The 19,636-nt window shown below is 67.0% G+C and carries 13 protein-coding genes and 1 pseudogene; 9 read left to right on the top strand and 5 right to left on the bottom strand.

Annotated elements, in window-relative coordinates; all coding sequences use genetic code 11:
* Positions 1-788: 788 nt before the first annotated feature.
* Positions 789-3,476, top strand: coding sequence for a calcium-binding protein (locus OCW50_RS10205; RefSeq protein ID WP_262297410.1), 2,688 nt, complete (start codon positions 789-791; stop codon positions 3,474-3,476).
* 61 nt (positions 3,477-3,537) lie between these two features.
* On the opposite strand, the gene OCW50_RS10200 is transcribed toward OCW50_RS10205, so the two are convergent.
* Positions 3,538-4,602 carry a LacI family DNA-binding transcriptional regulator gene (locus OCW50_RS10200; RefSeq protein ID WP_262297409.1) on the bottom strand — a complete coding sequence of 355 codons (1,065 nt, stop codon included), beginning with the start codon at positions 4,600-4,602 and terminating at the stop codon, positions 3,538-3,540.
* A 23-nt stretch (positions 4,603-4,625) separates the two neighbouring features.
* Entirely contained in the window at positions 4,626-4,859 is a 234-nt protein-coding gene (locus tag OCW50_RS10195; RefSeq protein WP_262297408.1) for a hypothetical protein, read from the bottom strand.
* Positions 4,860-4,939: 80 nt separating this feature from the next.
* Here OCW50_RS10195 and OCW50_RS10190 point away from each other — a divergent pair, with 80 nt between their 5' ends.
* The 6 genes from OCW50_RS10190 (at position 4,940) to OCW50_RS10165 (ending at position 12,483) form a co-directional block, all read left to right on the top strand.
* Positions 4,940-7,486 (top strand): hypothetical protein, encoded by a 2,547-nt coding sequence (locus tag OCW50_RS10190; RefSeq protein ID WP_262297407.1) that lies wholly within the window; start codon positions 4,940-4,942, stop codon positions 7,484-7,486.
* A 28-nt stretch (positions 7,487-7,514) separates the two neighbouring features.
* The gene (locus OCW50_RS10185) at positions 7,515-8,786 is read left to right on the top strand and encodes an ABC transporter substrate-binding protein (RefSeq protein ID WP_262297406.1); all 1,272 of its coding nucleotides are present in this window, start codon (positions 7,515-7,517) and stop codon (positions 8,784-8,786) included.
* A gap of 15 nt (positions 8,787-8,801) precedes the next feature.
* Entirely contained in the window at positions 8,802-9,833 is a 1,032-nt protein-coding gene (locus OCW50_RS10180; RefSeq protein ID WP_262297405.1) for a carbohydrate ABC transporter permease, read from the top strand.
* Positions 9,830-10,882, top strand: a complete 1,053-nt coding sequence (locus OCW50_RS10175; RefSeq protein ID WP_262297404.1) for a carbohydrate ABC transporter permease — start codon at positions 9,830-9,832, stop codon at positions 10,880-10,882. Before OCW50_RS10180 ends, OCW50_RS10175 begins: the two co-directional genes overlap by 4 nt.
* 27 nt (positions 10,883-10,909) lie before the next feature.
* Positions 10,910-11,986, top strand: coding sequence for an ABC transporter ATP-binding protein (locus OCW50_RS10170; protein ID WP_262297403.1), 1,077 nt, complete (start codon positions 10,910-10,912; stop codon positions 11,984-11,986).
* A gap of 203 nt (positions 11,987-12,189) precedes the next feature.
* Positions 12,190-12,483 carry a tetratricopeptide repeat protein gene (locus OCW50_RS10165; protein ID WP_262297402.1) on the top strand — a complete coding sequence of 98 codons (294 nt, stop codon included), beginning with the start codon at positions 12,190-12,192 and terminating at the stop codon, positions 12,481-12,483.
* A 131-nt stretch (positions 12,484-12,614) separates the two neighbouring features.
* On the opposite strand, the gene OCW50_RS10160 is transcribed toward OCW50_RS10165, so the two are convergent.
* The gene (locus OCW50_RS10160; RefSeq protein WP_262297401.1) at positions 12,615-13,535 is read right to left on the bottom strand and encodes a LysR substrate-binding domain-containing protein; all 921 of its coding nucleotides are present in this window, start codon (positions 13,533-13,535) and stop codon (positions 12,615-12,617) included.
* Positions 13,536-13,622: 87 nt separating this feature from the next.
* Between OCW50_RS10160 and OCW50_RS10155 the strand changes: the two genes are divergently transcribed.
* Together OCW50_RS10155 and OCW50_RS10150 are read left to right on the top strand one after the other, a co-directional pair.
* Positions 13,623-14,516 (top strand): DMT family transporter, encoded by an 894-nt coding sequence (locus OCW50_RS10155; RefSeq protein WP_262297400.1) that lies wholly within the window; start codon positions 13,623-13,625, stop codon positions 14,514-14,516.
* A gap of 274 nt (positions 14,517-14,790) precedes the next feature.
* Positions 14,791-16,029, top strand: coding sequence for a threonine synthase (locus tag OCW50_RS10150; protein ID WP_262297399.1), 1,239 nt, complete (start codon positions 14,791-14,793; stop codon positions 16,027-16,029).
* Positions 16,030-16,417: 388 nt separating this feature from the next.
* Here OCW50_RS10150 and cysG read toward each other — a convergent pair whose 3' ends face one another.
* Positions 16,418-17,926 carry a siroheme synthase CysG gene (cysG, locus tag OCW50_RS10145; protein ID WP_262297398.1) on the bottom strand — a complete coding sequence of 503 codons (1,509 nt, stop codon included), beginning with the start codon at positions 17,924-17,926 and terminating at the stop codon, positions 16,418-16,420.
* Positions 17,923-19,629: pseudogene (locus tag OCW50_RS10140) on the bottom strand (NADPH-dependent assimilatory sulfite reductase hemoprotein subunit); the annotation flags it as partial. The pseudogene OCW50_RS10140 and the gene cysG, both read right to left, overlap by 4 nt.
* Between the last annotated feature and the right edge of the window lie 7 nt (positions 19,630-19,636).

Raw genomic sequence — 19,636 nt, 5'->3', positions numbered from 1 at the left:
AGCGGCGCCGCGATCTCCCTCGCGGTATGCCCGCCACCAGGCCGCCCATGACGTGGGGGATGTTCGCACGGGCCCGTGCCACCGTCTCCCCGTCACCACCCGCTCACACCACCCTCCCACGTCATCACCGGCCTTGTGCCGGTGATCCCGATGCGGTGTGGCGCGGCGCCCTTCCGATCGAAATGGCCGGCGAGACGCGGGTGATGACCGGCCGGCCATGACGTGTGGAGGGAGCAGCACCGGCCTCACACCACACACCACGTCATCACCGGGCTTGTCCCGGTGATCCCGCTTCTGAGAAGCGCCGCGCTCTTCCGATCGGGATGGCCGGCACAAGGCCGGCCATGACTTGAGGGTGGCGGGCAGGGAGGAGGGTGGCCATGACGTGGGAGGGTGTCGGCACCGGCCCTTGCCACCTTCTCCTCGTCATCACCGGGCTTGTCCCGGTGATCCCGCTTGTTGGGAACGCCGTGCCTCACCGGATCGGGATGGCCGGCAAGAGGCGAGCGATGACCGGCCGGCCATGACGCGGGCGGGCCGGATACCCGCGTCGGACCGGTCATCCGTCAGGATCCGCGTCGCCGTCCCACGAGCATGGGGGCGGCGCTTCATCGGGAGCATGGCTCATGGATGCGGTCCATCCCGTTCGCGGAACGAACCCGCGCCGCCCGGGCGGGCCCAGGAGAGAGCGGCTGCCATCGCCGGAAGGCCCGCCACCGCAACGCCCGCCTTGCCGCCGCACGCCCATCGGCGTATGAAACGTAATAGCATTTAAGGAGACATGTCGCATGGCCGTCCATGACGAGACTTCGAACACCTTCACGCTCCAGCCAGGGGAGCTGAACTTCGCCCTGAAGCCGGAGGACGGTGACGCCCTGGTGATCGGAAACGACGAGAACAACCAGATCACCGGCAATGGGGGAAGCAATTTTCTCGACGGCGGCGCCGGCGTCGACACGCTTCGTGGCGCACAGGGGGACGATTTCTATGTCGTCGACACCCAGGGGGACACGGTTGCCGAGGGGGGCGGCGCGGGAAGCGGCCACGACACCGTGGCGGCCGCGGTTTCCTGGACCCTCGGCGCAAATTTCGAAGAATTGATCCTCGTGAATGCCGCGTCCGCCATCCAGGGGCAGGGCAACGGTCTCGACAACGCCCTGTACGGGAACGACAACGACAACGTTCTGATCGGCCTCGAGGGCGACGACACGCTCGATGGCGGCGCCGGGGCGGATACGCTGCGCGGTGGCCTCGGCGACGATATCTATCATCTGGCGGGCGGGGACGACGTGATCGAGGGGGAGGACGCGGCGAACGGCGGCGGCGACGACACCATCATCTCAGAGTCGAGCATCGATCTCGACGATTATCCCGACATCGAGAACCTGATCCTGGAGGACGCGGCCGATATAGACGGCTTCGGCAATGCCCTCGACAACGTGATCCAGGGCAATGACGGCAGCAATATCCTCGACGGGCGCGACGGCGACGACAGCCTCTCCGGCGGCCTTGACGACGATCACCTGATCGGCGGCGACGGGAACGATATCCTCGACGGCGGCGACGGCGACGACCGGCTCGAAGGCGGTGCCGGCGACGACACCTATTTCGTCGACGGCAGCGAGCTCATCATCGAAGGAGACGACGAAGGCAACGACACCGTCATCGTCACGGTCACGATGGACTATACGATCGTCGGGACCCAGATCGAGAACATCGTGCTGATGGCCGGAGGATCGGCGACCGGCAACGACCTCGACAATGATCTCGTCGGCGGCGACCTGGACGACGCCCTCAGCGGAGGCACGGGCGACGACACGCTCGAGGGCGGACTTGGAGACGATGTTCTCACGGGTGGAGAAGGGGACGACACCTACTACGTCGACAGCAATCTCGACATCGTCGTCGAGCAGGTCGATGAAGGGAGGGACAAGATCGTCTCGTCCATCGGCTTCGACCTGAGGGTCAAAGGCGCCAATGTCGAAGATCTGCAACTCGCCGGCTCAGCCAGCGTCAGCGGCATCGGCAGCAGCGTCGCCAACATGCTCGGCGGCAACGACGGCAGCAACAGTCTCTCCGGCCTGGACGGCAACGACACGCTGAGTGGCGGGCTCGGCAACGACACGATGGACGGCGGCGCGGGGGCCGACGACCTCACCGGCGGTCAGGGCGACGACACCTACATCATCGACGCCCAGGACGGCGTGGTGCATGAGGGAGCGGACGAGGGCCGGGACACGGTCCGGGTCGGCTTCAGCGGCTACACGCTCGCGGCCAATGTCGAGGACATGACCTTCACGGGCGGGGGCAACTTCGCCGGCACCGGCAACGATCTGCACAACTTCATCCGGGGCGGCGCCGGCAACGACACGCTCGCGGGCGGAAACGGGGATGATTCCCTCCACGGCGGCGCCGGCGCGGACCGCATGGACGGCGGCGCGGGCAACGATACCTACTGGGTCGACAACACGGGCGACGTGATCGTCGATTCCGGCGTCGGCTTCGACCGGGTTCTCGCGTCGGCCGATTACACGCTCGCGGCCAACCTGGACTATCTCGCCTTCGAGGGCAGCGGCAATTTTTCCGGTACCGGCAACGACCTCGACAACACCCTGTACGGCAATACGGGGGCCAATACGCTGGACGGCGGCGCCGGCCGCGACCAGATCGACGGCGGCGAAGGGGCGGACCGCCTGCTCGGCGGCGCCGGGGATGACACGATCACCGACTGGAAGGGCGACGACGTGCTCGACGGGGGCGCCGGCAAGGACGATCTGCGCGGCGGCGTCGGCAACGACACGTATTGGGTCGATGGGCTCGACCTGGTGACGGAACTCGCCGGCCAGGGCGTCGATACCGTGACGGCGTCCGAAAGCTTCGCGCTCGGCGCGGCCGCCGAGGTCGAAATCCTGATGGCGAAAGCGGGCACGAACGCCATCAACCTCACCGGGAGCGACACCGCCAACGCGGTCTCGGGCAACGACGGCGCCAACGCGCTGTCCGGGATGGGCGGGGACGATGTCCTGACGGGCCGTCTCGGCAGCGACACCCTCACGGGCGGTCTCGGCAACGATCGCCTCGCCGGCGGGATCGGCAAGGATGTTCTGCAGGGCGATGCGGGCGCGGACAGCTTCGTGTTCGACAGCCGCATCACGAAGGCGGATGCCGACAGGATCGTGGCCTACAATCCCGCCGAGGACAGGATCCTGATCGAGAACGACCTGGTGAAGGCCAACAAGGTCCTCACCAAGGCGGTCGGCAAGGGCACGGAGGCCAGCCCCGCTGCCCTGGCCAAGAAGTTCTTCACGGTCGGCTCGAAGGCGAAGGACAAGGACGATTTCTTCGTTCTCAACACCAGGAAGTTCACCCTGTCCTACGATGCCGACGGCAGCGGCTCCAAGGCGGCGGTCGTGATCGCGACCTTCGACAAGAACGCCGTGAAGACATTCATCCACAAGGAACTGTTCTTCATCTGAGGCGCCCGCCGGGGCGGGCGCCGGCGATCGGCACGGCCGCCCGTCAGGGCCGGATCCGGCGTCAGGCATCGGCCGAGGCGGTCTCGTGCATCGCTCGCGCGGTCGAATCGCGCTCGACGAGGCGGCAGGCGAGCTCCGTGCGGCGGACGACCCGCTGACCGTGCGTCGCGAGTTCGACCAGCATGTCGACGGCCGTCTCGCCCAGCTCGCGGGCGGGAATGTGCATGGTGGTCAGCCGGGGCGTGAGCAGGTCCGAGATCGGCAGATCGTCCATGCCCATGATCGACATATCGCTCGGGCATGCCATCTGGCGCGCCGTGAGGGCCGACAGCGCCCCGAGCGCAAGGCTGTCGGCGGCGCACAGGAGCGCCGTCACATCGAGGGACCCCTTGTCGAGACGGTCTCCGATGGCCCGTTCGGCGCATTCGGGGGTCCAGTCCTCGACATCGATCACGTTCTCGTCGAGACAGGGCAGGCCATGCTCGAAAAGGGCGTCGCGCCAGCCTTCCAGGCGCCGCCGGATGGTGGCCCGGCCGGGGCGCATGACGAAGCCGATGCGCCGGTGACCCAGGCCGATCAGGTAATCGCAAGCCATGCGGGCGGCGGAGCGGTTGCACGGGCTGACGCTGGACATGCGCATGAGGGGATCGTCGCCGTTGATGAGAACCGCGGCCTTTCCGCTTTCCTGGATGCGCCCCATCACCTGCATGTCGTCGACCGTCAGCAGGAGAACACCCAGGATGCTCTGGCTGTCGAGCACGTCCCGGAGCTGGGCGTGGTTCTCGTCCGAGTCCGGCAGAGGCACCAGGGAGATCTCGATCTCCTTCGCCGTCGCGGCCGTCTTCAATCCCTCGAGCACATGCCAGGTGAACTGCGTCCGGCGGTAATCCGTCATGGCGGCCGTGCTGGCGAACACCGCGATACGCCCGCCCTGGACCCTGTTGGGCAACGGATACCGGGCCTTCCTGGCGGCTTCGAGAATCCGCCGGCGGGTGTCGTCCCGAACGCCCTTCTGACCGGTCAGGGCCCGCGAGACGGTGCTGATGGAGACGTCGCACGCAAGGGCGATGTCGCCCAGTCGGATGCGCCCCTGGGTCTTCGCAGGCGAGACAGGTTTCTTCGACATGGGAGCGATGCTGCAAAAAATTTTCAGGTTGCGCAATCTCCGGCGCTCATGAAAAATCCGCTCAACGACAAGCCGATGCCGGGGAGGCAATGCACATGAGGGACAGACCGCGCCTCAGGCGTGAGCTCGACCGTTCCGTCGTGAGAGTCATGGTCCTGCGCGACGCCGCCACGTTCAACGAGGCCCAGCGTGGCCGTCCCTCGAGCGGTGAAATCCGCTCCGGCAGCCGGAATCATCCGCAGGGTTGCCAGATCCATCGGCCGCTCCGGAAATGTCCCTCGGGTCTCATGCTCACGGGCCGAGCGCGCCCGGCGAGCGGACGGGGGTAAGGGCCGTTATGGCAAGTGAGACGTATCTGACCCATCCTCTGACGGCCGGCCAGGCCGTCGGCCATTGGCAGCTCGGCGACGTGCACGAGGAGCGCTACGACGTTCCGGACCGCGCCATGGAAGGGAAGATGGATGCGTTCTTCTTCCTGACGAAGGACCGCAACTTCATCCCGCACCAATATGCCTGCCGGACGGACTTCATCGAGTCCTATCGCGGCAAGACCCCGCGGCCGGTCACGCCCTTCACGCCGACCCGGGTCTGGCTGCCGTTCGGCTCTCCCCGGGTCGACCTGTCAGGCTTCTGGTTCCGGGCGACGCGGGTCGAATGCTGGGCCCGGACCACGATCGAGTCTCCGCGCGATCAGACGGCGCGCTTCAGCTTCGCCACCTGCGGCGGCGCCTTCCTCGAGGTCAATGGCGCCCGCGTGGCGGCGCTCACCCGCTACCAGCGCAATTTCGAGGAGCGCATCGAGATCGACATCGCCCTGAAGGCGGGCCGGAACGAGCTGCGGGTCTGGTTTGCCGACCTCTGCGAGCGGGACGCGCGCTATTACTTCAGCCTCGAGCTGGTTTCCGGCGAGGGGCTGTCGGTCGGGATGCCGATTACCCTCGACGAGGCGCGCGCGGCCGCCCTGGAGGGCATGCTCGAGGGCATGCGCTTCGAGAGGCCGTCCTATGGACGGGGCGAGGTCGCCATCGTGTTCGACCATCCGGCGGCGTATCCGCTCGACGTTCATGTCGCGGTGCGCGGCGACTTCATGTCCACGGAGGACACGCTTGCCTTCCGCAAGGCGCTTCCCGCTGGCGCCGCCCGCGTGGCGATTGCCGATACGGGCGAACTCCCGGCCGATTTCCGGCACTTCGACATCACCCTGCGCGACGGCGCCTTCGCGGCGACGCGCGTGCTGGGGGTCGAGATCTGCCACCTCGACCGGCAGCCGCCCGCGTCTCCCGAGATCGGCGTGAGGGCGCGGGCCGTGCTCGACCACGTGGCGGAATGTGGAGAGCGCGACCTGGTGGCCGTGCTGGCGCGCCTCGCGCTCGATCGCGGCGGGCCGGACACGGACCGCATCATCGAATCCTGCCTGCCTATCATCGGCGATTGCCACGATTGCGCGGACTTCCTGCTCGTGCCGCTCCTCTGGTCCCGCATGGCCTGGCCGGAGCGGATCGCTCCCGGCACGCGGGCCGGCATGGACGACGTGATCCTGCGCTTCCGCTACTGGATGGATGAGCCCGGCAACGACGTGATGTGGTATTTCAGCGAGAACCACGCGCTGCTGTTCCACACGGCCTGCCATCTCGCCGGCACGCTGTTCCCCGATGCCACCTTCACGCGGTCCGGGCGCAAGGGTCGTGAGCAGGCGGAGATCGGCCGGCAGAGGCTCGTCGAATGGCTGACCCATTTCGAGGCCTGCGAGATGGCGGAATGGAATTCTGCGCCGTACTTCCCCATTGACCTGAAGGGATTGTGCGCGCTCTACGCTCTCTCGCCCGACGCCGGCATCCGGGAGCGGTCCGGCGCCGCCATCGGGCGCCTGCTCGAGATCATGGCCCTGTCGAGCCACCACGGCATGATGACCGCCTCGCAGGGCCGCAGCTACGAGCACACGCTGCGCCCCGGGCGCACGCTCGAACTCTCGGGCATCTCCTATCTGGCTTTCGGAAAGGGCTCGCTCGGCCGCCGCTTCCATGCCCTGCCGCAACTGGCTTTGTGCTTTGCCGAGCACGGCCTCGCCGTCGACCCGCGCCTGGCGGCCTTCTCCGATCATCGAAGCGCCGGCGCGTATGAATGGCGCTACAAGCAGGGCGAGAACGGCATTGCATCGCTCTATCACTTCAAGTCGAAGGATTACGCGCTGGGCAGCATCGCGGCCTATCGCTGGGGGGAGTGGGGCTATCAGGAGACCGTCCTGCATCTGCGCCTCGGCGAGACGCCGGAAGCACAGGTCTGGATCAACCATCCAGGCGAGGTGATCCACAGCGGTTACGGCCGCCCGTCCTATTGGGGCGGCTGCGGAACGGTGCCGCGCGTGCATCAGTACCGCTCCCTGGCGGTCGTGGATTTCGCCACGCATCGGGCTCAGCCGGACTTCACCCATGCCTGGCTGCCGGAGGCCGAGATGGATGAGGTGATCCATGCGGGCGACCGCATGCTGGTGCGCTCCGGCGAAGGGCTCTGCCTTCTCGTCGCGAGCGGCCCCCTGGAGCGGGTCACGAAGGGGCCGACGGCCGGATGCGAGGTGCGGCTGCCGGGACATGCGGGTCGCTGGATCGTGCGCCTGTCGGATATCGCCGCCGAAGGCAGCCTCGCGGCTTTCGGCGAGCGGTTCGCAAGCCTCTCGGCCGAGGAGCGCGGCGACGGGGTCATTCTGATCCACGATCCCGATTTCGGCCCTGTGGCGTGCGATCCCGACGGCGCCGTGAGGACGCCCGAGGAAACCATCGAGCCGGAGTCCTGGACCCTGTCCGGGACCCTGACGGCCTTCCCGGAAGGAGCGCATGTGCCGCTGCCTTCCCAACAGACGAAACAAGGGCAACGCGTGATTGCCTGAACCAAGACGTCATCATGGGAGGAAAGTGATGAAACGACTGACACACCTGGCCATCGGCGCCCTCGCGCTCGCATGGAGCGCCTCCGTCGCGCAAGCGGCCACCGAGGTGCGCATCATGTGGTACTCGGACGGCAACGAGGGCGAGGTCCTGCAGGACCTCGTCAAGCGCTTCGAGTCCCAGAATCCCGACATCAAGGTCGTGGTCGACAACGTTGCGTTCGGCGTCATCAAGGACCAGCTGCCCGTGCAGCTCGAGGCCGGGCGCGGGCCCGACATCGTGCGCGTGGTGGAGCTGAAGTCGCAGGCCAGGCACTGGCTCGACCTGCGTCCGCACCTGAAGGACGCCGCGACCTTCGAGAAGAACTTCGGCAACACCCTCGACTGGATGCGCGAGGACGGCAGCAACGCGCTGCCCGGCTTCATGACCCAGCTCACGATCACCGGCCCCCTCGTGAACACGACGCTGTTCGAGCAGGCGGGCGTGCCCGTTCCCGGCCCGAAGGCCACCTGGGACGAATGGGCGGCGGCGGCCAAGAAGGTGGCCGACAGCCAGAAGATCCCGATCGCGCTGGCCTTCGACCGCTCGGGCCACCGCTTCATGGGACCGGCCATCTCCATGGGCGCGAAGGTGATCGGGCCCGACGGCAAGCCCGCCGTGGTGGACGAGGGCTTCAAGGCCATGGCGCAGCGCATTGCCGACTGGCACAAGTCCGGCATCATGCCGCGCGAGATCTGGGGCGGCGTCGCCGGAACGACCTACAAGGGCGCCAACGAGGAGTTCGTGAACGGCCAGGTCGCCGTCTACTTCTCGGGCTCCTGGCAGGTCGCCCAGTTCTCCCAGAAGATCAAGGACAGCTTCGACTGGTCGGCGGCCCCCGAGCCCTGCGGGCCCGCCGCCTGCACGGGCATGCCGGGCGGCGCCGGTCTCGTGGCCGTGAAGTACACGCAGAACCCGAAGGAGGTGGCCCGGGTCGTGGAATATCTCGCGAGCGAGCCCGTGGTGCGCGAGTTCTCCGAGCGTACCCTGTTCCTGCCGGCCCATCAGGGCGTCGCGGCCAAGGGCGTCGACTTCAAGTCGAGCGACCCGAACGTGAAGAAGTCGCTCGACATCTTCCTGAACGCGACCCAGACGGCCGACCCGCTCGCGCTGAAGATGCAGAGCTACAAATGGTCGGGCACGATCTACGCGGCCGTCATCAGCCGCCTCGGTCAGGTGGTGGCCGGCGAGACGCAGCTCGCCGATGCCTATGCCCGCATCGAGGACGACATCAAGCAGAAGGTCGCCGAAGCGTCCCGCTAGGCGAAGGCGCGCACGATGAGCATCGTGATGGGAACGGGGGAAGGACGGGCGCCTGGCCTGTCCTCCTGGCTCGCCTGGCCCTTCCGGTTCCTCATGGGGGCCCTCAACGCTCCCATGAGCGCCGTTCAGCGCCGGTTCGGCATCGGCGGCATGGGGGCCGTGTTCCTGGCCCCGAACATGCTGATCTTCGGGGTCTTCGTGCTCATCCCGGTCGTCATCAACCTGGCCTATTCCCTGACCGGCGGAACCGCCATCTTCTTCGACGGCCGCTATTTCGTCGGCCTCGACCAGTACAAGACGCTGCTCACCTGCGGCGACTACACAATCCCGTCCACCTGCCTCCAGGATGCCTTCTGGCAGAGCCTGCACAACACGGCGCTCTTCGTCGTGCTGCAGGTCACCCTGCTCGTGCTCGCCTCCCTGGCGACGGCGCTCGTCCTCAACCGCGAGATGCGCGCCCGGGGCTTCTGGCGCGGCGTCTTCTTCTTTCCCGTCCTGCTCTCGCCGGTGGTGGTCGGCCTGATCTGGAAATGGATCCTGCAGCGCGACGGGCTGCTCAACGCGCTTCTCCTGGATCTGGGCTTCGCGCGCACCCTGTGGCTCGCCGAGCGGAACTGGGCCATGTTCTGGGCCATCTTCGTGTCCGTCTGGGCCCATCTCGGCTTCTACGCGCTCATCCTGCTTGCCGGTCTCCAGGCCATCCCGCGCGACCTCTACGAGGCCGCCATGATGGACGGCACCGGCCGCATGCGCACCTTCTGGCGCATCACCCTGCCGCTCCTGTGGCCGAACCTGCTCGTCGTGGTCATCCTGGCGCTCATCAAGGCCGTGCAGATCTTCGACGAGGCCTTCGTGCTCACCGGCGGCGGCCCGGGCACCAGCACCATGTTCATCACCCAATACATCTACGAGACCGGCTTCGCCCACGTGCTGCGTAACCTCGGGCTCGCTTCCGCCGCCTCGATCCTCATGGGGATCGTCCTCGTGGCGCTCACGGCCCTGCAGCTCCTGGCCTCGAACAGGCGCGCCCGGAAGGAGGCCGCATGAACGCCCTGTCCGCCTTCCTTCTGCGCCGGCGCGGCGGCGCCGGCTGGCACTGGACCGACGTGCTGGCCTATCTCTGGCTCGGCCTCGGTCTCGTCCTGATGTTCGGTCCGGTCCTGTGGCTCGCGGTCTCGTCCTTCAAGACCCCCGCCAACCTCGCCGAATTCCCGCCCACCTTCATGCCCCTCGACGCCCAGGCGGTCCGGGTTCAGGGCTATGAACAGCCGCTGGCGCTCTTTCGCGTGACGCTCGACGACGGCAGCGAGAAGGTTCTGGCCCAGGTGCGGCGGGTCGGGATCATGGCCCAGATGGTCGATCCGCAGAACCCGGGCCCCGTCATCCGCGTTCCCATCGACAGGCGAACGCCCGTGCGCGAGATCAAGCTCGCCACGGCGAACTATGCCGAGCCGCTGCAGCAATTCGACTTCCTGCGCTATTTCCGGAATTCGCTCTTCGTCACGGTCATGGCGACGCTCATCACCCTCGTGGTGAATTCCATGGCGGCTTTCGCCCTGTCGAAATACGAGTTCAAGGGCCGCACGGCGGTGCTCGGCATCATCCTGGCAACCCTGATGGTGCCGTTGTCCGTCATCGTCGTCCCGCTCTATCTCGTGGTGAACTCGCTCAACCTGTTCGACACGCTCTGGGGCGTGATCCTGCCGACGGTGGCGACGCCCACGGGCGTCTTCCTGCTGCGGCAATACATGCTCACGATCCCGGACGAGCTGATCGACGCGGCCCGCATGGACAAGGCGTCGGAATGGCAGATCTACTGGCGCATCGTCCTGCCGCTGGCGGCGCCCGCCCTGGCGGTCCTGGCCATCTTCTCGGTCATGTGGCGCTGGAACGACTTCCTGTGGCCCCTGATCGTTCTCTCGCGCAAGGAGCACTACACCCTGCAGGTCGGTCTCAACGCGTTCTCGGGCGAGCTGAACGTGCAATGGCACTACGTGCTCGCCATGACGGTCCTGTCGATCGTGCCGGTCGCCCTGATCTTCCTGTTCCTTCAACGCTACATCACCGCGGGCATCGCGAATACCGGCCTGAAGTAGGGCCGGTCACACTGGAAAGACCATGTCGTGAGTCATCTCGTTCTTCACAGGGTCGCCAAGGAGTTCGGATCCGTTCGCGTCCTGCACGGAATCGATCTCGAAGTCAGGGACGGCGAGTTCGTGGTCTTCGTCGGACCGTCCGGCTGCGGCAAGTCCACCTTGCTGCGCACCATCGCGGGGCTCGAGCGCGCGAGTTCGGGCGAGATCAGGCTCGACGACCGGATCGTCAACGACGTGTCGGCGGCCGACCGGGGGCTCGCCATGGTTTTCCAGTCCTACGCGCTCTACCCGCATATGAGCGTGCGGCAGAACCTGGCCTTCGGCCTCGAGAACAGCCGGATGCCGCGGGACGAGATCGAGAAGCGCGTGCTGGAGGCGGCCCGGATGCTCCTGATCGAGCCGCTCCTGCACCGCAAGCCGCGCCAGCTTTCCGGCGGACAGCGTCAGCGGGTCGCCATCGGGCGCGCCATCGTGCGCCGCCCCGGCATCTTCCTTCTGGACGAGCCCCTGTCGAATCTCGACGCGGAGCTGCGCGTGGTGATGCGGGCCGAGCTCGCCGCCCTGCACAAACGGCTCAACGCCACGATGATCTACGTCACCCATGACCAAACGGAAGCGATGACGCTCGCCGACCGAATCGTCGTCCTGCGCGACGGGCGGATCGAGCAGGTGGGGACGCCGCTCGAGCTTTACAACAGCCCTGCCAACCGGTTCGTCGCCGGGTTCATCGGCTCTCCGCGGATGAACTTCATCGAGGCCGAAGCCGTTCCGCTGGACGGCGGCGCGGGCGTGCAGGTGAATGGGCGTCCGCAGAGGCTTCCGCACCTCGACCTGGTGCCGGGTTCCAGGATCGTGATCGGCATTCGCCCCCATGAGGTAAGCGTGACCGACGTCGACCAGGGGGCGATCGCGCTCGAGCTGACCCTCGTCGAGCAGCTCGGAGCGGAGACCATCCTGCATGGCCGGACGGAGCAGGGCGGGGTCTTCACGGTCTCGGCACCCGGCCAGCGGCGCTATGCCATCGGCGAGCGCATCGGGGTCGCTCTGCCTCCTGAGGCGCTCCACGTCTTCGACGCGGAGGGGGCCGCCCTGCCGCGAGGCTGAACCGTCGATCAGGTCCGCCCGGGCGGATCCGAAACACCGTTCCCTTGGCAAAGGGGCGATTCCTGCGCTTTTCCGACAGGCTTTACGCTCCTCCGATTTCTGCCGAGGACGATCGGCGACATTCTCTCCTGGTCATTCGGGCAAGCGGTCCGCTGTCCCGAACCGAGGCGGTCACGAGCACCATGCATCCCAGGTGAGAAACCATGTCCTGCCATCAAAGCAGCGTCCACCGGCCCAAAGGATTGCTTCCGAGTCTCGCTCCCGACTGGACCCAGGGGCTTTTCCACCCCAAAACCATGACCGCGAGCCGGCCTCATTCCGCACGGTTCCATGTCATCCGCGGCCGCATTCTCCTTGGTCTCGGCCAGTACGACCGGGCGATCAAAGATTTTCGGCGCGCCATTCGACTCGACTGGCGGTACGAGCGGGCCGTGTTCTGGCTCGACAAGGCAAGCCGCACCATCCCGAGCGCCGGCGAGACCGGCTCTCTCACATAAGCGTCAGGGGCTCAAAAAGAGACCGTAGGGGCAAATTCGTCCCTGATGTGTTGCAAGAACTGTCGGGAGCCAGGAGAGCGTCGAGACAGAAACATTCTGAACTGCATGGAGATCTTTCCGCCGTCGCGACTTCACGCGCTCAGGAATGTCCGGGCATCCGCGCCGTTCACCCCGGCCTCCGTCATGATGCGCCGGGCCAGTTCCGCGGCTGACGGCCGGAGGCGGCCCGGGGTCCGGTCGAGCCAGTACGATACGGGATTGACCACCGTGCGCGGATCCACCGCCGCGACACGCCCGGTGCGCAAGGCATCGCCCGCCAGGGGCGGCCGGGCCAGCGCGATACCCAGGCCATGGGCGGCGGCGTCGAGGACGAGGTTGTAATCCTCGAAGCGGCGGTCCTGCGGGCGAGGGCGGTAATCCATGCCTTGCGCGGCGAACCATGCCCGCCATGCCGATGCATCGGAATCATGGACCAGGGGATAGTCCAGAAGCCGTTCCGGCGGCCCGGCGCCGAGCGTCTCCGCGAGCGTCGGCGATGCGATCGGGAAGCACTTTTCCTCGAACAGGCGAACGGATATCCGTCCCGGCAGAGTGCCGCGCCCGCAGCGGATGGCCAGATCGATCCCCTCGGCCTCGAGGTCGATGTTGCGATGCTCGACCACGAACTCGATGCGCAGGGACGGGTCGCCGGCCTCGAAGGCCTTCAGGCGCGGCATGAGCCAGAGACTGCTGACCGATGGGATCGACGTCAGGCGGACGATGGCCGCACCCCGTCTCTCGATCCAGCGGTCCGAACTGTCCGCGATCAGCGCGAAGGCCTCGCTCGTCCGCTGGTGGAGGCGCTGTCCCTGCGGCGTCAAGGCGACGCCGCGCGCCTGCCGGTCGAACAGCCGCTCCCCGAGCCAATGCTCGAGCTTGGCCACCTGACGGCTGATGGCGCCGTGGGTGAGGTGCAGGTCGTTTGCAGCCGCCGAGAAGCTTCCGAGCCGGGCTGCGGCTTCGAAGGCCCGCAGGGCATCGAGAGGTGGCAAGGGGGCAGAGCTATGACTCATGCTCACAGCTGACCGTTGAATTGTTCGATTGTCAATCAGCTCGGAACGACGAATTGTCGGGCTCGCTCTTTCTTTCGCGAGTGTCCCATGAGCATCGGTGCCGCCCATCCTTCCAAACCCCTATCGTTCGACCATGTGACGGCCGTTGCGGTGATCGTCACGATCCTCGCCTGGGCGTCGGCCTTCCCGGCCATCCGGGCCGGCCTGCAGGCCTTCGGCCCGATGGAGCTCGGCGCCCTGCGGTTTGCGATCGCGGCCGTGCCGGCCGCTCTCTTCCTCATCGTCACCCGTCCGGGCTGGCCGACACCGGCCGATTTCCTCCGCCTGGCGGCGGGCGGCCTTCTGTTCGTGGCGCTTTACACGGCGCTTCTCAACATGGGCGAGATGACCGTCTCGGCCGGGGCGGCGAGCTTCATCATCAACACGAACCCGATCATGACGGCCGGGCTCGCGATGCTCGTGCTGGGCGAGCGGTTCAGCGCCCGGGCCTGGACAGGAACGGCCCTGTCCTTCGCCGGCATCGGGCTCATCGCGCTCGGCGAGGGCGACGGGATGCGCCTCGACACCGGGGCCCTGCTCATCCTCGGAGCGGCGCTCTGCAACTCGGTGACCACCGTGGTCCAGAAGCCGCTCTTCGCCCGGCACAAGCCGCTGACGGTCTCGGCCTGGAACATGGTGCTCGGCGCGCTGGTCCTCGCTCCGTGGCTCCCGAGCGGTGTCGGCCAGTTCGCCGCCGCCCCTTCATCGGGGGCCCTGGCCGCGATCTATCTCGGCCTCGTCCCGAGCCTGATCGCCTACGGCACCTGGGCCATCGCCCTGTCGCGCCTGCCGGCGAGCCGCGCGTCGAACTTCATGTACTGCGTTCCGCCGGTCGCGACTCTCCTGGGCTTCGCCTGGCTCGGGGAGGTGCCGACGATGCACGGCGCCGTCGGCGGCCTGATGGCGCTCGCGGGCGTGGCCGTGGTCAACTGGCGGCGGTAGGGGAGACCGGAAAGCAGACCGTTGCGCTCGGTCGATCGACAGGACAGCCGGAAGAGCATCGTCGCGCGGTGCAGCACGACGATGCTCTGCCTCGGTCGCACATTAGAGCGAGCGTCTTAGGGCAGGCCCGAAGAAGAGCGTGCCGACGGGGATCCTGCACGACGATCAGTGATGTCCCAGACGCGGCGAATCCGGTATTCATTCGCTTCCCGTGCCGCTGGCGACGCTGCGGCTCATCACGATGGCTCCCATCACGGTGTCAAAAGGCGATCCCATGAATGCCAACGCAAATCTCATCTCCGATCGGCCGACCTTCGTCACCCATCTCGAGTGTTCCTGGACCGGCGAAGTCTACGAGGCGGACAGGCCCCACAATCTCTCCCGCGCCGGCAAGCCCCTGTTGGTGCGCTACGATCTCGAGGGTGTTCGCGCCGCTCTCAGCAAGGACGAGCTGTCCCGGCGTCCGAACGATCTGTGGCGCTGGCGCGAGCTCCTGCCGGTGCGCCGCACCGCGGACATCGTGAGCCTCGGAGAAACCGCCACCCCGCTCGTTCCGCTCGCCCGGTCCAAGACCGGCGGCGGGGAGGTGCTCGTGAAGGACGAGGGCCGTCTTCCCACGGGATCGTTCAAGGCCCGTGGCCTCGTGATGGCCGTGTCCATGGCCAAGGCTTTCGGCATCGGGCATCTGGCCATGCCGAGCAACGGCAATGCCGGAGCGGCTCTTGCCGCCTATGCGAGCCGCGCGGGCATGCGCGCCACCGTCTTCTGCCCGGAGGACACGCCGGAGATCAACCTGTCCGAGATCGCCCTTCAGGGAGCCTCCGTCTATCGCGTCAACGGCCTGATCGACGATTGCGGGAAGCTCGTTGCGCAGGGCCGCGAGGCGACGGGATGGTTCGACGTCTCCACCCTCAAGGAGCCCTACCGGATCGAGGGCAAGAAGACGATGGGGCTGGAGCTTGCGGAACAGCTCGGCTGGGAGCTTCCCGACGTGATCTTCTATCCGACGGGGGGCGGCACCGGACTCATCGGCATGTGGAAGGCCTTCGACGAGCTGGAGGCCATCGGCTTCATCGGCAGCAAGCGTCCGCGCATGGTCGCCGTCCAGGCGGAAGGATGCGCCCCGATGGTGCGGGCCTTCGAAGAAGGCACGGAGACGGCCACCCGCTGGGAGAATGCCCATACGCTCGCATGGGGCATTCGCGTGCCGCAAGCCGTGGGCGATTTCCTCATTCTTCGCGCGGTGCGGGACAGCGGCGGTTTCGCCATGGCCGTCTCGGACGAGGCCATCACGGACGCGGTCGCATCGGTGGCGCGTGACGACGGCCTTCTGCTGAGCCCGGAAGGCGGTGCAACCGTCGCGGCCTATCGACAGGCGCTCGCCGACGGTCGGCTGCGCGTGGATGAGCGCGTCGTGCTGTTCAATTGCGCGACCGGTCTGAAATATCCGCTCCCGCCGATGCGCGCGTCGCTCGATCGCACCAAGCCGATCGATTTCACCAAGCTCGCGTGAGTGTCCACTGTCGCGAGACGGCAGCGTGATCTTCACCAAGGCTCCCTCGCCGAGAGCGAGCCTTGGAATTTTTTTGCTTCTCCGAATGGCGTCCATGGAATGATTTCGACCCACGGCGGGCCATGACGAGAACGATCTTCTGAATTTCGATCGTCACGTCGAAGATGCTGTCCGTTTGCCTGTGTGACCTGTAAATTGAAGGGAGATGACAGCAGGCACACACGACAGCATGTCTCACGGACATTCACGCTCATCGCGCAAAATGATTTTCGGGATCCTTGTGTTCTGGCTCGCGGTCGGAGCGGCCGTCGCCGGCAGGGTTGCCTATTTCGATCAGATTGCCGCGCCCGCAGCGGCAAGGCCGTTGTGACGGAGGCGTCAGCCGCTTTCAGTGATCCAGCAATGCGCGAACAAGCTGGTCGTTGTCGGGAGGGAGCTGCTTCTGCGCGTCGAAAGCGTTGAACGGTTGATCCTGGATATCCCGCGGCGCGGCAACGGATGCCCCGATGGCGATGATCAGCGGCCCGTCCTGGGGAAGGTCGATGCCGCGCGCCACATTCCCGATCGTCGAATGCACGCTGTCCTGATCGTCGCGCGACACGTTGCTGATGGCCACGACCGGTGTGTCGCTCGGCAGGCCGCTCTCGACCATCCGGGTCGCCAGCCTGGATGCCGTGCGTCGGCCCATATAGACGATCGTCGTCGCCTGCGGGTCCGCCAGGGCCGCAAGATTCAGATTCTCCGGAAGATCCCCATGCCGGTCATGGGCGGTGATGAACTGAACCCTTTGAGCATGGTCGCGATGGGTCAGGGACGCGTTGAGCGAGGCCGCCGCGGCGCTTGCCGTCGTGACGCCCGGAACGATCCGGACCGGAACGCCGGCTTCCCGGCATGCGGCCACCTCTTCACCGGTTCGTCCGAAGATGGCGGGATCCCCGCCTTTGAGACGAACGACGCGCTCGCCTGCAAGCGCCAGATCGACGATGAGGGCGTTGATGTCGTCCTGACGGCACGATGCGCCATGGCCCTCCTTGCCCACATGGACGCGGCGGGCTTCCCGGCGCGCCAGTTCGAGGACGGCCGGCGTGACGAGGCGGTCGTAGACGATCACATCGGCCGCCTGCAGCTCGCGCATGGCCTTCAGGGTCAGAAGCTCGGGATCGCCCGGACCCGCGCCGACGATGACGACCTCACCTCGTCCGGGCGATTCCGGGGCGCCGTCGCCGATTTCGCGGGCGAGGCGATCCAGCGTGCCGTCACGAACTTGGGATCCGTTGACGAACGCGGTATCGACGAACCGTTCCCAGAACCGGCGTCGACCCGGCTTCGACGGCACGATCTCCCGCAGGCGGTCACGGAAGTCCTTCGCGGCTTGCGCCCAAGCGCCGAGCGAAGAGGGCAGGACCGCCTCGATGCGCCGGCGGATGGCCTGGCCCAGGATGGGAGCCGCGCCATCGGTCGAGATCGACACGACGACGGGAGCGCGATTGACGATGGTGCCGAACTGAAAGTCGCAGAAGGTCGGCTGATCGACGATGTTGACGAGGGCGCCGTGCCGGCGTGCCGCTTGGGCGAAGGCTTCCGCCTCGTACCGATCCTCGATGTCCGCGATGGCGACAGAGACCGCGACCAGGTCCGCCTCACGCCAGGGCCTTCGGACAAGGGTGAGATGCGCCGGGTCGTTTCGAACGGCGGCGCGAAGCTCCGGCGACGGGTTCTCCGCAACGATCCTGACGGTGCCGCCCGCCGCCGCGAGGAGTTCGACCTTCCAGGCGATCCCATCGGATCCTCCGGCCACCAGAATCGAACGCCCGGCGAGATCGACGAAGACCGGTAGCTTCGGCAGGGCGTTGAGGCGCGCGGGACGCCGGTCCTCGGGCCGGAGAGGCTCGCTCATTCCGCCGCCTCGGCCAGGGGGCCCGTGTTGGCGTGGAAGTCGCGTCCGTTCTCCGTCGCGGCCACGATCCCCGCCCGGATGACGAAATCCCCGAATCGCTCGGCGGGCTTCCGGCCGTGGGCATAGGCCGCGAAGAGCGGATCGAGAGCGGCGACGATCTCGTCGTGCTGCAGGTCGACCCCGTAGAGCTTCGAGAGGCGGGACCCATCGAAGGCGCCGCCGAGATAGAGATTGTACCGCCCGGGACCTTTGCCCACGAGGCCGATCTCCGCGATGTACGGGCGTGCGCAGCCGTTGGGGCAGCCGGTCATGCGGATCGTGATCTCGTCCTCGGCGAGGCCGCGAAGGCTGAGCCGCTCCTCGAGGGCCGTCACGAGCGACGGCAAATAGCGCTCGCTCTCGGCCAGCGCCAGGCCGCAGGTGGGCAGGGCCACGCAGGCCATCGCGTTGCGGCGCAGGGCCGTGGCGTGGCTCGTCAGGCCGTATTCCGCAACGAGGGCTTCGATCTCCGAGCGCTTCTCAGGCGACACGTCGGCCACGATGACGTTCTGGTTCGCCGTGAGGCGGAACTCGCCGTCGTGGATCTCGGCGATCCGGCGGAAGCCCGTCAGGAGGGAAGGGCCGCCCGGGATATCGCGCAGGCGACCGTTCTCGACGAAGAGCGTCAGGTGGGAGCGCCCGTCTTCGCCCTCGACCCAGCCGTAGCGGTCGCCGTTGCTGTCGAACCGGAAGGGCTGCGGCTTGCCGAGAGCTTTGCCGATGCGCCGCTCGACCTCGGCGCGGAACGCCGCGAGTCCGCGATCCTCGATGGTGTATTTGAGGCGCGCATGCTTGCGCAGGGTGCGGTCGCCCCAGTCACGCTGCACGGTCACGACCGCCTCTGCGACGGCAAGGGCGTCCTCGGTCCGGCAGAAGCCCAGCACGTCGGCCGTGCGGGGATAGGTATCCTCCTCGCCATGGGTCATGCCCATGCCGCCGCCGACCGTCACGTTCCATCCTTTGATCGCGCCCTTCTTGTCGAGGATCGCGATGAAGCCGAGATCCTGCGCGAAGATGTCGACCTCGTTCGACGGCGGAACGGCCACCACCGTCTTGAACTTCCGCGGCAGGTAGGTCCGGCCGTAGACGGGCTCGACGACCTCTTCGCCTCCGGCGACCTTCTCTCCGTCGAGCCAGATCTCCCGATAGGCCGGCGTCTGCGGCAGGAGATGCCCGGATATCGACCGGGCCAGATCGAGAGCCGCCGCGTGGGCGCGGGATTGATGCGGGTTGGTGGAGGCCAGCACGTTGCGGTTGACGTCGCCGCAGGCGGCAAGGGTATCGAGGAGGGCCGCGTCGATGGCCTTCATCGTCGCCTTCAGGTTCGACTTGATCACGCCATGGAACTGGAACGTCTGCCGGGTCGTCAGGCGGAGCGTGCCGTTGGCGTAGTCCTGGGCGATCCGGTCGAGCTGCAGCCATTGGGCCGGCGTGCAGACGCCGCCCGGAATCCGCAGGCGGATCATGAAGGAATAGGCCTTCTCGAGCTTCTTCTTCGTCCGCTCGGCCCGCAGATCCCGGTCGTCCTGCAGATACATGCCGTGGAACTTGACCAGCTGCTGGTCGTCCTCGGTGATCGCTCCGGTCACGATGTCGGTGAGGCCTTCCGCGAGCGTGCCGCGCAGAAAGCCGCTTGCCTCTTTGATGCGCTCGTTACGCGAGAGTTCCTTG

The sequence above is a fragment of the Microvirga sesbaniae genome, assembly GCF_025460805.1.
In the GTDB taxonomy this organism is placed as follows: Bacteria; Pseudomonadota; Alphaproteobacteria; order Rhizobiales; family Beijerinckiaceae; genus Microvirga; species Microvirga sesbaniae.
Note: the sequence above shows the minus strand (reverse complement) of the source record. Positions and strands in the feature narration are given on the sequence as shown.

Excerpts from the sequence above, each read along its gene's own strand:
- OCW50_RS10205 (WP_262297410.1), top strand. The coding sequence starts at position 789 with ATGGCCGTCCATGACGAGACTTCGAACACCTTCACGCTCCAGCCAGGG.
- OCW50_RS10200 (WP_262297409.1), bottom strand. The coding sequence starts at position 4,602 with ATGTCGAAGAAACCTGTCTCGCCTGCGAAGACCCAGGGGCGCATCCGA.
- OCW50_RS10195 (WP_262297408.1), bottom strand. The coding sequence starts at position 4,859 with ATGGATCTGGCAACCCTGCGGATGATTCCGGCTGCCGGAGCGGATTTC.
- OCW50_RS10190 (WP_262297407.1), top strand. The coding sequence starts at position 4,940 with ATGGCAAGTGAGACGTATCTGACCCATCCTCTGACGGCCGGCCAGGCC.
- OCW50_RS10185 (WP_262297406.1), top strand. The coding sequence starts at position 7,515 with ATGAAACGACTGACACACCTGGCCATCGGCGCCCTCGCGCTCGCATGG.
- OCW50_RS10180 (WP_262297405.1), top strand. The coding sequence starts at position 8,802 with ATGAGCATCGTGATGGGAACGGGGGAAGGACGGGCGCCTGGCCTGTCC.
- OCW50_RS10175 (WP_262297404.1), top strand. The coding sequence starts at position 9,830 with ATGAACGCCCTGTCCGCCTTCCTTCTGCGCCGGCGCGGCGGCGCCGGC.
- OCW50_RS10165 (WP_262297402.1), top strand. The coding sequence starts at position 12,190 with ATGTCCTGCCATCAAAGCAGCGTCCACCGGCCCAAAGGATTGCTTCCG.
- OCW50_RS10160 (WP_262297401.1), bottom strand. The coding sequence starts at position 13,535 with ATGAGTCATAGCTCTGCCCCCTTGCCACCTCTCGATGCCCTGCGGGCC.
- OCW50_RS10155 (WP_262297400.1), top strand. The coding sequence starts at position 13,623 with ATGAGCATCGGTGCCGCCCATCCTTCCAAACCCCTATCGTTCGACCAT.
- OCW50_RS10150 (WP_262297399.1), top strand. The coding sequence starts at position 14,791 with ATGAATGCCAACGCAAATCTCATCTCCGATCGGCCGACCTTCGTCACC.
- cysG (WP_262297398.1), bottom strand. The coding sequence starts at position 17,926 with ATGAGCGAGCCTCTCCGGCCCGAGGACCGGCGTCCCGCGCGCCTCAAC.